At 68.0% G+C, this 12,642-nt stretch carries 13 protein-coding genes; 4 read left to right on the forward strand and 9 right to left on the reverse strand.

Annotated features, from left to right (window positions below; all coding sequences use genetic code 11):
• Window positions 1–27: 27 nt before the first annotated feature.
• On the reverse strand, window positions 28–1,071 hold the full coding sequence (locus tag FCG67_RS24005; RefSeq protein ID WP_169310607.1) for an alpha/beta hydrolase family protein: 1,044 nt from the start codon (window positions 1,069–1,071) through the stop codon (window positions 28–30).
• A gap of 492 nt (window positions 1,072–1,563) precedes the next feature.
• Between FCG67_RS24005 and FCG67_RS24010 the strand changes: the two genes are divergently transcribed.
• The gene (locus FCG67_RS24010; RefSeq protein ID WP_136912075.1) at window positions 1,564–1,860 is read left to right on the forward strand and encodes a hypothetical protein; all 297 of its coding nucleotides are present in this window, start codon (window positions 1,564–1,566) and stop codon (window positions 1,858–1,860) included.
• An 84-nt stretch (window positions 1,861–1,944) separates the two neighbouring features.
• Here the strand turns inward: FCG67_RS24010 and FCG67_RS24015 are convergent, their stop codons facing one another.
• Window positions 1,945–3,396 carry an MFS transporter gene (locus FCG67_RS24015; protein WP_246045257.1) on the reverse strand — a complete coding sequence of 484 codons (1,452 nt, stop codon included), beginning with the start codon at window positions 3,394–3,396 and terminating at the stop codon, window positions 1,945–1,947.
• A 106-nt stretch (window positions 3,397–3,502) separates the two neighbouring features.
• On the opposite strand from FCG67_RS24015, the gene FCG67_RS24020 reads away from it, so the two are divergent.
• Window positions 3,503–3,952, forward strand: coding sequence for a winged helix-turn-helix transcriptional regulator (locus FCG67_RS24020; RefSeq protein ID WP_077043242.1), 450 nt, complete (start codon window positions 3,503–3,505; stop codon window positions 3,950–3,952).
• 3 nt (window positions 3,953–3,955) lie between these two features.
• Here the strand turns inward: FCG67_RS24020 and FCG67_RS24025 are convergent, their stop codons facing one another.
• Window positions 3,956–5,743 (reverse strand): AMP-dependent synthetase/ligase, encoded by a 1,788-nt coding sequence (locus tag FCG67_RS24025; protein WP_136912076.1) that lies wholly within the window; start codon window positions 5,741–5,743, stop codon window positions 3,956–3,958.
• A gap of 68 nt (window positions 5,744–5,811) precedes the next feature.
• Here FCG67_RS24025 and FCG67_RS24030 point away from each other — a divergent pair, with 68 nt between their 5' ends.
• Together FCG67_RS24030 and FCG67_RS24035 are read left to right on the forward strand one after the other, a co-directional pair.
• Window positions 5,812–6,441 (forward strand): TetR/AcrR family transcriptional regulator, encoded by a 630-nt coding sequence (locus tag FCG67_RS24030; RefSeq protein WP_136912077.1) that lies wholly within the window; start codon window positions 5,812–5,814, stop codon window positions 6,439–6,441.
• 114 nt (window positions 6,442–6,555) lie between these two features.
• The gene (locus FCG67_RS24035; protein ID WP_136912078.1) at window positions 6,556–6,990 is read left to right on the forward strand and encodes a hypothetical protein; all 435 of its coding nucleotides are present in this window, start codon (window positions 6,556–6,558) and stop codon (window positions 6,988–6,990) included.
• Between the two features lie 4 nt (window positions 6,991–6,994).
• Here the strand turns inward: FCG67_RS24035 and FCG67_RS24040 are convergent, their stop codons facing one another.
• From FCG67_RS24040 to FCG67_RS24065, 6 genes are all read right to left on the reverse strand, one after another.
• Complete coding sequence (locus FCG67_RS24040) at window positions 6,995–7,387, reverse strand: ankyrin repeat domain-containing protein (protein WP_136912079.1); 393 nt, start codon at window positions 7,385–7,387, stop codon at window positions 6,995–6,997.
• 115 nt (window positions 7,388–7,502) lie between these two features.
• Entirely contained in the window at window positions 7,503–8,183 is a 681-nt protein-coding gene (locus tag FCG67_RS24045) for an MspA family porin (RefSeq protein ID WP_136912080.1), read from the reverse strand.
• Between the two features lie 47 nt (window positions 8,184–8,230).
• Complete coding sequence (locus FCG67_RS24050; RefSeq protein WP_136912081.1) at window positions 8,231–8,920, reverse strand: MspA family porin; 690 nt, start codon at window positions 8,918–8,920, stop codon at window positions 8,231–8,233.
• 46 nt (window positions 8,921–8,966) lie between these two features.
• A complete protein-coding gene (locus tag FCG67_RS24055; RefSeq protein ID WP_136912082.1) occupies window positions 8,967–10,328 on the reverse strand; it encodes a flavin monoamine oxidase family protein in 1,362 nt (453 codons plus the stop codon).
• Window positions 10,329–10,397: 69 nt separating this feature from the next.
• Window positions 10,398–10,799 (reverse strand): DMT family transporter, encoded by a 402-nt coding sequence (locus FCG67_RS24060; protein WP_246045258.1) that lies wholly within the window; start codon window positions 10,797–10,799, stop codon window positions 10,398–10,400.
• On the reverse strand, window positions 10,796–12,214 hold the full coding sequence (locus FCG67_RS24065; RefSeq protein ID WP_136912083.1) for an APC family permease: 1,419 nt from the start codon (window positions 12,212–12,214) through the stop codon (window positions 10,796–10,798). Before FCG67_RS24065 ends, FCG67_RS24060 begins: the two co-directional genes overlap by 4 nt.
• Window positions 12,215–12,642: the final 428 nt, after the last annotated feature.

Here is a 12,642-nt window from a genome sequence, read left to right on the forward strand (position 1 = left end):
CACCGGTACACGGTCCTGCGCGGAGTATCAGCGCAGGACCGCGATCTCCGGATCCGTGGGCGGTCGATCGAGAACAGTGCCCGACCGGTTGCGCAGGAACTTGTCGAACATGGCCGTGACGTACGTGCGGACGAGTGTGGTGGAGCGCGCGGCCGCAATCGGCCCGATGTAGCGCGCGGCGGCAGGCTGTACCGCCGCGGGCACCAGCACGGACATGTCGGTGAAGTCGTAGTGCGCTGAATCCCGCATCGTCACTTGACGCTTCCAGCCCGTGGCGTGCTGCCAGAACGCATCCAGCGACGGCCTGGCGTCCCCGACCTCTTCGATCTGCTGGCTCGTGATGACCAGCACCGGACGGTCGACACCCTCGGTGGCGGCGCGTCCGAACTGCTCGTCGACGCCGATCTGACCGTCGAGATCGACGGCAGCGTCGATGCGGCGGTCGCCGTGCATCGCCTCGACCGCCGTGTACCCGCCCGAGGAGTGGCCGACCATCCCGACCTGATCCAGATCGAGCGCGCGATCAAGGCCGGCAGGCGGTTCGCGGTGGTCGGCGTCGGGGTTCACTCCGCCGGCCAACTGGGCGAGCGAGTCGAGGACGAATTGCGTGTCGAGCAGCCTGGCGGTCATGAACTTCTGCCGGATGTCCTTCCCGATGCCACCCTCGACTGGCGCGGCCTGGACGAGCCTCCCGCCGGGGAATTCCACGGCTGGAGCCTCGTAGGTGTGGTCGATGGTCACGACCACGTACCCCCTGCTGGCCAGGTCCTCGGCCAGGCCGGTCCCGAGCAGGCGCGAAACTCCCCCGCCCGGCGAATACAGGAGGACGGGGTGTTCGCCGTCGGCCAATGCCGGTGCGTCCGTGTAGGAATTGGTCAACAATCCGAGCAACTCGATGCCGAACCGCTTCTCCAGTCCCGGAATCACGTCGGTGGACACATAGTGCGCGCGCGGGTGCTTGTCGGTATCGGCCGCCGGGTAGAACACCGACACCATCAACTCACGTCGACGATCGGGCTGAAACGGATCCTGCCGCGACTCGTCGATGAGATGCATCACCGTGGTGCCCACAGGAGATTGACCGGACGGAGGCGGAAGGACGGTCACGCCTACCGGCGACGCTCCGGCGACCGCGGCATTCCCCAGCACCAACGCGCATGCACACGCGGTCCCCAATGCAATCCGACTGATCATCTTGCCCCCCACAGGCGTACGCGCATCCACAGCCGTCGACACCGACTCTGCCGCAACGACCGTAACAGGCGAGATCGTTTCCGCGCTGAACCGTTTCCTTTGCCCCAGTTCTTGAATCGGCTGCCCAGGTCGGGAATATCTCCTGGCGCCACCTGGTTACACCTGAACACGGTTATTCGAGGCGCGCCATGTCCACGGCCACCACCACCGGTGGGTGAGCGGGCGATCGCGAAGACCGATGGCACTGCCAGGTCGCGAGCATGACGGAAGCCTGCCGGAAGGCTGGGCGACGACGATCGACTTCGTCGCCGGAGCAACGTTGTGCCCACATCGCGTCGACCCTCCTTCCATGACAGGAAGGACGAGGCAGTGAAACTCGCGATCACCTGGATGTTCGGATCCCTTGCCGCGGCCGCCGTGCTCTTCGGCGGCTACGGAGACGACCGGGCGGGAACGAACGCGGCCGCGCAGGACCCGGTCCCGTGTCAGGTGCAGCCCGGGAACGCGAGCTCACCCTTCGACGACGGGGATATGGACCGGGACGACGACACATGGCGCGACCGGGAGCGAGAACAAATGGAACGCGGCGATGACCTCCAAGAACGGAGGGACCAGGTGCCGCCGGACGTCTGCGAGCCCCCCGGCATCTTCCAGAGCGCCGCGTGAGTCGCTGAACAGCGCATCTCCCCTGGCGCGCGGAAGCGTCCCGCGCGCCGGGTAGCGCGCGGGACGCCCGGAGGGCGTGCGGGGTCAGGCCGCGACCGGCAGGCTTTCCGCCGTGCGCGCCTCGGCGCGGGTCCGAAGTCCGAACGCGGTGATGACGGCCGCCGCGGCGATGGCGAGCACCGGAACCGTCAGCGCGGCACGGTAACTGTCGAGCAGGCCGACCTCCGAAGGATCACCGGCGAGCGTGGTGACCTGCACCGCCGTGACCACCGCCAGCCCGAGCGCCGAGCCGAGCTGCCAGGAGGTGTAGAGCAGCGCGCCTGCCAGGCCCTGCTCGTCCTCGGCGATCCCGTCGGTCCCTGCGATCGTCAACGGCCCGTACACCAGGGCGAACGCGACACCGAGCAGGATCATCGCGGGCAGCATCGCGGCATAGGCCGTGTCGGCGCCGATCCACAGGAAGGAGGCGTACGACACCCCAGCAGCCAGCAGGCCCGCGAAGATCACCCTGACGTTCCCGAACCTGTTCACCAGCCACGGTGTCAGCGTCGGCGCGAGCACCGCGTCGCCCGCCAACGCGAGCATGGCCAGCCCGGTCGCCAGCGCCGACCATCCGCGCAGTTCCTGCAGGTACAGAACCAGGACGAACTGGAATCCGACGAAAGCACCGGCGAACAGGACCGCGCCCAGGTTCGCGCGGATCAACGGCCCCGAACGCAGGATGCCCAGGCGTACCAGTGGCGCGGGGACCCGGCGCTCCACCGCGACGAACAGCGCCAGCAATGCGGCGCTGCCTGCCAGAACTGCGACCGTGGCGCCCAAAGGGACGTCGGGCGCCCGGACGACGCCGTAGACCAGCAGCAGCATCGCGCCGGTGACGCTGAACGCGCCTATCAGGTCGAAGTCTCGCATCGACCGGGCGACCGGACGCGCCTGCACCGGGATCAGCCGGATGCCGGCGAGCAGGATCAGCGTCGCGAGAATCACCGGGGCGAAAAAGACCCAGCGCCAAGAGAACTCGGCGAGCACACCGCCGACCACGAGGCCAAGCGAGAACCCCGCCGCACCCGACCCCGCGTAGACCAGCAGCGCCTGGTTGCGCTTGCGCCCCTCGGCGATCGTCGTGGTGATGATCGACAGCCCCGCAGGCGCCATGAAGCCGGCCGCCACCCCGGTCACGAAGCGGGCGGCGATCAGGACCCAGCCCTCGGAGGCGAGCCCCCCGAGACCGGAGAAGGCGATGAACACTGCGAGCCACAGCAGGAACATCCGGCGCCTGCCGAGCAGGTCGGCCGCCCGGCCGCCGAGCAGCATGAAGCCGCCGTAGCCGAGCACATAGGCGCTGATCACCCACTGCAGTTCGGCGGTGGACATCGACAGGTCGGCCCGGATCGAGGGCAGCGCCACGCCGAACATCGACACGTCGACGCCCTCGAGGAAGATCGCGCCGCACAGCACGAGGAGCATGGCCCACTCCCGACCGGCGAACCGGTCGCGATCTCGCTCGGGCAGGGGTGGTTGCGGTGATTCCAACACTGATCGCTCCTCCGATCGGCCATCGGGAACCGATCGACCCCGGTTCCTTGCCGTTGGGTCGGTTCCCTCTTGTAACTGGCCCAATCATTCGGCACCATTGAGAACTATGGAAGAAGGCACTTTGAAGGAACCGACTCACTGCGCCGATACCGGCGACGACCGGGACCCTTACCAGTGGGACACCAGGGAGGACTGCGAGGTCCGGCAGATCCTGGACCGGATCGCGGACAAATGGTCGCTGTTGGTGATCGCGCTGCTGGACCGGCGAACCCTGCGCTTCACCGAGCTACGCCGGGAGATCGACGGCATCAGCCAGCGGATGCTGACCGTCACGCTGCGACAACTCGAACGCGACGGGCTGGTCCGCCGCACCGTCTACCCCGTGGTGCCGCCCCGGGTCGACTACGCGCTCACCCCGCTCGGCGAGACGCTGCACGAGACGATCCAGGCATTGGTCAGCTGGACCGAACTGCATCAGGACGAGGTCGCGAAGGCCCGTGCCGAGTACGACCTCCGCGCGGACGCCGAGCGCGACCTGGTGACCGGCGCCCGCTGACCGTCAGGCGTAGATCTCCTCGACGTCGACCGCGTGGCGCTCGAGGACCACGTTGCGCTTGAGCGACATCTTCGGGGTCAGCTCGCCGGTCTCCTGCGTCCAGTCGACGGCCAGGATCCGGACCTTCTTGATCTGCTCGGCCGAGGACACCTGCGCATTGGTCTCCGCAACCGCGGCATCGATCTCCGCGACGAGCGCCGGGTGACCGATCAGCTCCACGAGCGGCACGTCGGCGGCCACCCCGTTGCGCTCCCGCCATCCGGGCAGTGCTTCCGGGTCGATCGTGATCAGCGCCCCGACAAAGGGTTTCGCGTCACCCACGACCATGCACTGACCGATCAGCGGGTGCGCCCGCAGCGCGTCCTCGGGCTGCGACGGGGAGACGTTCTTGCCCGCCGCGGTCACGATGATCTCCTTCTTGCGGCCGGTGATGGTGACGAACCCGGCCTCGTCGATCGTCCCGAGATCGCCGGTGCGGAACCAGCCGTCGACGAAGGCATCCGCGGTGGCCTCCTCGTTGTGCCAGTACCCGTCGAACACCACCGGGCCGCGCACCAATAGCTCGCCGTCGTCGGCGATCCGCGCCCCGTGTCCATCAAGCGGGCGGCCCACGGTACCGACCCGCTGGCGGGACGAGGTGTTCACGGTGACCGCTGCGGTGGTCTCGGTGAGGCCGTACCCCTCGTAGATCGGCAGCCCGACACCGCGGAAGAAGTGCCCGAGCCGGGCGCCGAGCGGGCCACCGCCGGAGACTGCGAGGTCGCACTCGCCACCGAGCGCCGCCCGCAGCTTCCCGTAGACCAGCCGGTCGAACAGTGCGTGCCGCAGCCGAAGCCCCAGGCCCGGTCCGCCCTCGTCCCTGGCCCGGCTCCACTCGATCGCGGTCGCCGCCGCCTTGTCGAAGATCTTGGCCTTGCCGCCGTCGACGGCCTTCTGCCGGGACGCGTTGTAGACCTTCTCGAACACCCGCGGCACGGAAAGGATGAAATTCGGTTTGAACGCGGCGAACTGGTCGACCAGCGTCGTCCAGTCCGAGGTGTGCGCGACGGTGACCTTGGCGTCGAAAGCACCCACCGAGATGGCGCGGGCGAATACGTGCGCCAGCGGCAGGAACATCAGTGTCCGCTTGCCCTCGACGAGAGCCTCGCTCAGCGCGGTGCGCACGGCCACCGACTCTGCGAACAGGTTCGCGTGAGTCAGCTGCACGCCCTTCGGGCGACCGGTGGTGCCGGAGGTGTAGATGAGCGTGGCCGGCGAGCTGGCCCCCACCGCGGAGCGCCGGGCGCGCAGCTCCGCGTCGTCCACCCCCGCGCCGCGGCGAATCAGCTCATCGACCGCGCCCTCGTCGATCTGCAGCGTCTCGCGCAGCGCGGGCGCGGTGGCCGCCACCTCGCGGACCGTGTCGGCGTGCCGCTGCGCCTCGACGATCAGCAGCGTGGTCCCCGAATCCTCGAGGATCCACTTCGCCTGTGCCGCAGCCGAAGTCTCGTAGATCGCCACCGTGCAGGCACCCGCGGTCCAGATGGCGTAGTCGAGCAGGACCCACTCGTACCTGGTCGCCGACATGATCGCGACCCGGTCCCCCGGTGCGACCCCGGAGGCGATCAGGCCCTTCGCCACCGCGGTGACGCTCTCGGCGAACCGGGCGGCGGTGACGTCGGACCAGCCCGACCCGGACGGCAGCTGGAACGGGACGAAGTCCGGTGAGTCCTGCGCGTACCGGAATACCGTGTCCGCCATCGACACATCCGCCGGGATGGTGAACGTCGCTGGAAGCTCGAACTCGCGCATGCGCAGATCCCTCCGCTAAAATTAGAGAGCTTTTCTAGAAAGTGTTGTCAATGCGCGGCGGCCTGTCAATGGCATGCCCGTGGGCCCTGGAGGTGAACATCGGCACGCAGAATCGGGGCACCGAGACCAGGCAGCGGCTCCTCGACGGGGCGCTGGCGGTGTTCGCACGGTCCGGGCCCTCCGGGTTCACCATGACCGCGGTGACCGAGGCGAGCGGGGTCAGCGTCGGCAGCCTCTACCACCACTTCGGCAGCTTCGACGGCCTGTCCGCGGCGCTGTACAGCCGGTGCATGTCCGATCTGCTGGACTCGCTGATCGCCGAGTTGGTGCGCTGCCGGACCGCGCGGACGGGGGTCAAGGCGATGGCCGCTGCCTACCTTCGCTGGGTGGCGCGGCACCGCGCCCAGGCACACTTCATCCACGCCTCGGCCTACTCGGGCTTCCTGCCCGCGCACGCCGAGGAGCTCGCAGCCGAGAAGGCGCCCCGCATGCAGGCGATGTCCGACTGGATGACCCCGCACGTCGAGGCGGGCCGGGTGGTCGCGCTGTCCCCCGCCCTGATCGAGATGCTGGTGATCGGACCGGTCGCGGAGACCAGCAGGCGCTGGCTGTCGGCGGCGCCGGGCATCGACCTGGACGAGGCGGCGAAGATACTGCCCGAACGGATCTGGCAGTCGGTCCGCGGCGTGCAGGGCTGAGCGCACCGAACACTCGATGTGATCGAGGAGTTCGGCAAACCCCACGACAACAGACCGATCCCGGCCGCCGGGTCGGCGGTGTGCCGATCGGTTCGATCGTCCTATCGTGAAGCGATGGCACTGGATCGGGACACCATCGACCGCTACCTCACCGCCTACGGGAACTCACTGGCCGAGTTCGATGCCGACGCGGCGACGGCCCTGTGGGGCCTGCCGGGCACCATCGTCAACGACGAGTTCGCCGGGTCACTGTCGAGCCGGGCGGACATGGCGGCCGGCCTCAGCCAGTCCTACCCGTTGTACCGGCAGCTGGGACTCGCCGGGGTCACCCACCAGATCCTCGAATCGGTCGCGCTCACCGACCGGCTGGTCCGGGTCCGGGTGCGATGGAGCTTTCTGGACTCCGCAGGCGAGACGCTGACCACCAGCGACTACGAGTACCTGCTCCGCGAGGACCCGGACGGCCTTCACGCCTATGTCGCGGTCGGAATCGACGACATACAGAAACTGCGCGAGCTCGCCGACCGGCTCGGCGTCGACCTCGACTGACCGGCTACGAGTGCCACAGCTCCAGGTAGTCCTCCCGGCCGAACATCTTGGCCGCGTCGACCGCGGTCGGGTGGCCGGCATTCGGATCGGCCCCGGCTGCGGCAAGTGCACGCACCACAGCCTCCTCGCCCTTGAAGATGGCGCCCGCGACCGGCGACTGACCGCGACCGTTGAGGCGATCGACATCCGCGCCCCGGTCGATCAGCAGCTGCACCACCTCGACGTGCCCGTGGTACGCGGCGAGCATCACCAATGTGTCGCCGGCGCCGTTGGTGAGGTTCACCGGGACACCCGCGTCGAGGTAGGCGGCGATGGTCGCGGCGTCACCCGTCCTTGCCGCGTCGAAGACCCGCTCCGCGATCTCCTGGAGCCGGGGGTCGATCGGATCGTCCGTCATGTCGATCGAAGTTACCCGCGGTGCACGAACCTCCGCTTCAGGGATGGTGAATCACGACCCGACCCTCGCACCTCCGGGGTTCCGGAGGTGCGAGGGCAGGCCCGACGTACCGCGGTCAGCCGATGCTGAAGGGCTGGCCCCAGAGGGTGACGGTGCCCTTGACGTTCTCGGTGTCGACGGTGACGTTGACGTAGGAGCGGGCCTGCGCGTAGCCGGCGCAGCCCTCGACGCCCATGGTGGAGTCGGCCCAGGTGACGCTGCCGGTTGCGCCCTCAAAGGAGTGCTCGCCGGAGTGCGACTCGCCACCGAAGTCGTCGGCGTATTCCAGGTCGAGGACCGAGAAGCTCGCGGCCTCGCCGGGTCCGATGGAGACGTTGCCCGCGGTAGCGGCCTCGGGATCGCCCGCGGTGCCGTCCCAGCCGGCGCCCATACCGGACTCGGCACCGGCCTCGCCGCCGAGGGTGAGCTGGCAGGCCACGACGTAGCCGGGCTCGATGTAACCGCCCTCGGCGCCGGAACCACCGGAGATCTCGACCTTCGCGGAGCCCGACACCCACACATTGCGGTGCAGCGGGGTCGCGCCCATGGAGCCGGAGATGTTCGCGGACTCACCGGACATGGTGACGGTGACGACGGTGCCGTCGGCGAGGGTCTTGGTGATGGTGCCGCCGGGCAGCGGCACGAAGGTGTCGGCGTTGGCCGCGCCCGCGGAGAAGAAGCCGACCGCAACGGCCGTGGCCGCGCCGACGGCCGAGATCTGCAGCCCGCAACGCAGGCCGTTCTTGCTGGAGTTCATGAATTTTCCTCTGAGGGTTCAGGTATCGAGTTCAGGCGTGGACTGGGTCAGCCGATGCTGAAGGGCTGGCCGTACAGGGTGGTCTTGGAGTAGTCGTTGCCGACGATCTCGACCACCGTGTAGGAGCGGGCCTGGGCGAACCCGCCGCAGTTCTGGATCTCGAGCTGGGTGTCCTGGTACTGCACGGCGTACTTGCCGTTCTTCTTGATGTCCTTGCCCGCGACACCGACGAACTTGACCTGACCGGCGGAGACCGGGACGGTCAGCGAACCCGAGATCGAGGGGCCGGAGAGGTCGATGCCTGCGCCGATGGAGCCGCCGAGGCCGGTGATGTCGACCTGGCAGCCCACGATGTAGCCGGTGCTGATCCGCGAGACCCCGTGCGTGGACGAGTTGTTGGTGCCCTTGTCGTTGGTGGCACCGTTCCACGGACCCGCCTCGCCCTCACCGGAGACACCGGTGACATCGGCGCTGACGGTGCCCGAGACCCACGCGGTGCGGCCGGCACCATTGGCGGCCAGCGACGGGGAGATCAGGACGCTCTCGCCGGTGCGGGAGACGACCGCACCCGGCCCGGCCTTCTGCCCGTCCGGCAGCGGCACGAAGGTGTCGGCATGCGCCGCACCGGTCGACATCAGGCCGATCGCCACGGCCGCGGCAGCACCGACGCTCACGCTGACCAGACGGGCGCGTCGGGCGCCCGAGCGGGGGCTGGATTTCACGAACTCGGTGAACATGTATTCCTCTCGATTGGTGAACTGAGTCAATAGGTTTCGGTACAGATCAGAGCGACCGAAGGACGGCGTCTGCGGCGTCCGTTCCCGTGTTGAGCGACCTGTGGACGGTGCTCGTCACCATCCCCGCGAAATGCAGTACCCCGTTGACAGGCTCATAGATGACCTTGTCCGACTTCTCCGGGTAGGCGCCGAGCGCGAACTCGTCCTTGGACCAGTCGTAGGTCGAGGCCTTCGAATAGGTCACGCCTGCATCGCCGCCCAGCCTGCGGACGGTCTCGAGTGACCTGTCGAAACGCTCGTGCTCGGGGAGCGCGAGCAACTCGTCGGCCTGAGCACCGGTTGCCCAGGCGACGAGGAGCTGTCCCGTGAACCCCGGGGTTCCCGCGGACGCGTCCCACAGCACGGGCGGCCGCAACGAGTACGTTTCGGCCAGCCCGAACGGCATAGTGATGACCGGGCGCGGGAACTCGAGGATCGCCTTGTACACGGACAGGTACCGAACCTGTTCGATCGCATCGAGTTTCGTGTCCGGCAGGGCGGGCGAGAACTCGATCCTCCCCGCCTTGAGGACTCCGGCGGGGACCGCGACGACGCACCGCGCCGCCTCGTAGTCGCGGCCGCCCGCCGAGACGGAGACCCCGCCCGCGCTGTGCGTGATCGTGTCGACGACGGTGTTCGTCTTGATCTCCACCCGCTCACCGATCGCGCGGATGATCTGGTCGTAGCCGCCGATCACGCGGAAGTCGCCCGCATAGTCGTCGACCGGCGCCTCGCCGGTCCGCTCGACATCGAGGCACTCCTGCAGGGTGTCGACGACGTTCTCCGCGGGCAGGACATCGAACTGCTCGTCGTCGACCTCGATGATGAGCAGCGCGAGCGGGTAGTTCGAGCGCGGAATGCCCAAGCGGGCGAGGTAGGTCTCCGCCGTCTCGCCGTCCGCAGGGGCCGGTGCCGTTGGACCGACGGCGGGGACCCCGTTCGGGAAGCGATAGAACTGCGCGGAGCCCTGCACCTCCCAGGGCGACTGCGGGTCGAAGCGGGAGTAGTTCGGGTCGAGGCGGTGCGTGCCCAGACCCAGACCCGTCACGTAGGCCCACGTGGAGATGTCCGGACCGCCGTGCAGGAGCTCGGCTCCACGCTCGAACGGAATGCTCATGGTCGTTCGATCCGTCCAGACGCGACCACCGATTCGGTCCCGCGCCTCGAGCACCAGGACCTTCTTGCCCGCCTCATGGATCCGCTTGGCTGCCCCCAGCCCCGCCGCCCCGGCTCCGATGACGATCACGTCGTACCGAGCGCCCGGGGAGGATGACGACTGAGCTGACGACGTCGCGCAGGAGCTGAGACCGAATGCGGCGGCGACACCGAGTGAACCGACGAGCATCGAGCGACGAGTGATGGGCGACATGTGAGTTCCTTTGTGTGAAGTGGGTATGGCTACGCCTGCACGAGCAGGGACGGCGTCGTGGGCCTGGCGTCAGGCGTCGCCGTGCGGGGCCGCCCCGACGGGTGCGCCGACCGACGCACCCCCGGGACTTGCGGACTCCTCGGGGTTCCCGCCGTGGCCGATATTGAGCAGCACCACCCCGGCGACGATCAGGACGATGCCTCCGATCGCGGTGGCCGAGAGCGTGTCCCGAAAGATGAGCACGCCGAGGATCGCGACGACCGTCGTTCCCACGCCGGACCAGATCGCGTACCCGACCCCGACGTTGAGCCCGCGGGCCAGCGCGAACCCGAGCAGCGTGAAGCTGGCCGCATACCCGATGACGACCACGATCGACGGCAGCGGACGGCTGAAACCGTCGGCGGCCTTGAGCGAGAGGGTGGCGACGATCTCGCACGCGATCGCCCCCGCCAGCAGGGCATAGGCGTTCACGAAACCGCCTGCTCGGTCACCTCGCCGCGGTCCTGGACCTTGCGCCGGTACAGCCAGAGCACGACACCCAGCGCCAACACACCGAGCGCGACAGCGAGTTCCTTGAAGCCGCCGTAGCCGGTCACCTCGAAGCCGGTGGCGCCCACGACCAGGATCACCACCAGGACGGCGGCCAGCGCGAGGGAAAGCGGAACGAAGACCGCCGGCAGGCGGATCGGCCGCGCCAGATCCGGGTGGTCCTTACGGAGCAGGAAGAAGCCGGACAGGGCGAAGATGTGCGCGAGGATGTAGCCGAGGTTGCCGGTGACGATGATCGCCAGCGGCGTCTTCAACACGGTCAGGACGAGCACGTTGACCACGAGGGCCACCGTCAGGGCGCGGACGGGGATGCCTCGGCTGTTCAGCACGCCGACCTGCCGGATGCTCGTGCCCTCCTTGCCCATGTTGTAGAGCACACGCGAACCATCCGCGAGACCGGTCACCATGATCAGCAGCAGCGAGCAGATCAGGAACAGGACCATGACGTCCGCGGCACCGCCGACGAGTTCCTGGAAGGCAGACACGTAGAACGTAGTCGGCGCCTCGGCGATCGCGGCCTCGCCGACGTAGCCGGTGAGGATGAGCGGCAGCAACACGAAGACACCGAGCGAGAAGAGCACGCCGGCCTTGAGGGCCTTGGCCGTATCGGAGACGGTATTGCGGTACTCCGGGGCGAACGTCGCGCAGACCTCGACGCCGAACGAGGTCCACGCCATCACGTACAGCCAGACCAAGGAGGTGCGCAGACCCTCGATGCCGTGCAGATTCCAGGTCAGCTCGGAGATGTGGAAACCGCCCGTGATCAGCGGCCCGATGATGAACACCGCCAGCGGGATCAGCAGGATGCCGCCGGTGATGTAGACGAAGGTCATCGTGATCCGGACCCCGACGATGTTGAGCACGTAGAGGATTCCGATCACCATCAGCCCGACCATGATCGGGAAGTCGAGCCCGATCGGCCCGAGACTGATCGACCAGTCCTGGTCAGGGAACCACTGGGACTGCACGAGTGCACCGATGATGCCTGCGTAGACCGACAGCGCGGTGGTCCAGGGGAACCAGTAGCCGACGGCGGCGAGTGGACCGACGATCGGTGCCCGTTCCTTCCACGCCTCCGCCGCGTACGCGGCGATGCCACCGGAGGTGTCCGGGAACATCGCCGCGAGCTCGGTGTAGATCCAGTTGGCCACCGTCGCCAGCAGCATCGAGATGGTCCACAGGAGTACGGCCCCCCAGCCGCCGAGACCGACGATCGACGCACCGAGCGAGGCGATCAACGCGGCGGGCATGGTCAGCGACATCGCGAAGCCGTCGTACCACCGCATGGTCTTGTGCAGCGTGGGTGCGGGTTGTTCTGTGGAAGCGGTCTCTGTCATTGGGGTTCCTAGTCACGTGATCGGAAAGAGCCTGCGGCTCATGCGAATTAACGGTGACTCGGACGGAACGAACGGTGCGGAGCCCTGCGGCATAGGGCCCGGAAACAGGTCGGCCGCGCGGTGCCCGGCGGTCGACGTGCGGATCAGTATGACCAGATCGGATGAGCGAAGACAAGGCTTGAGCAGAATTTCGCCCGCAAACTTAGACAATTGAGCCGATCTGACCCCAATCAGTTGCCCGAATAACAGTCAGACGAGAAGAATCTTGTTCCTTGGGGGTGACAGGCGCCACACCGGGCATCTATGGTGACTGAACTCGCACGGAACGAGTGACCTCCCCAAACACCGCGGGCCGCGGCAGTCCCGCTCACATCAAAAGGTTGTACCCATGACCACATCGATCCCGACCGCCCCACGGCAGCAGCTCT

The organism is Rhodococcus oryzae (assembly GCF_005049235.1).
GTDB lineage: Bacteria > Actinomycetota > Actinomycetes > Mycobacteriales > Mycobacteriaceae > Rhodococcus_G > Rhodococcus_G oryzae.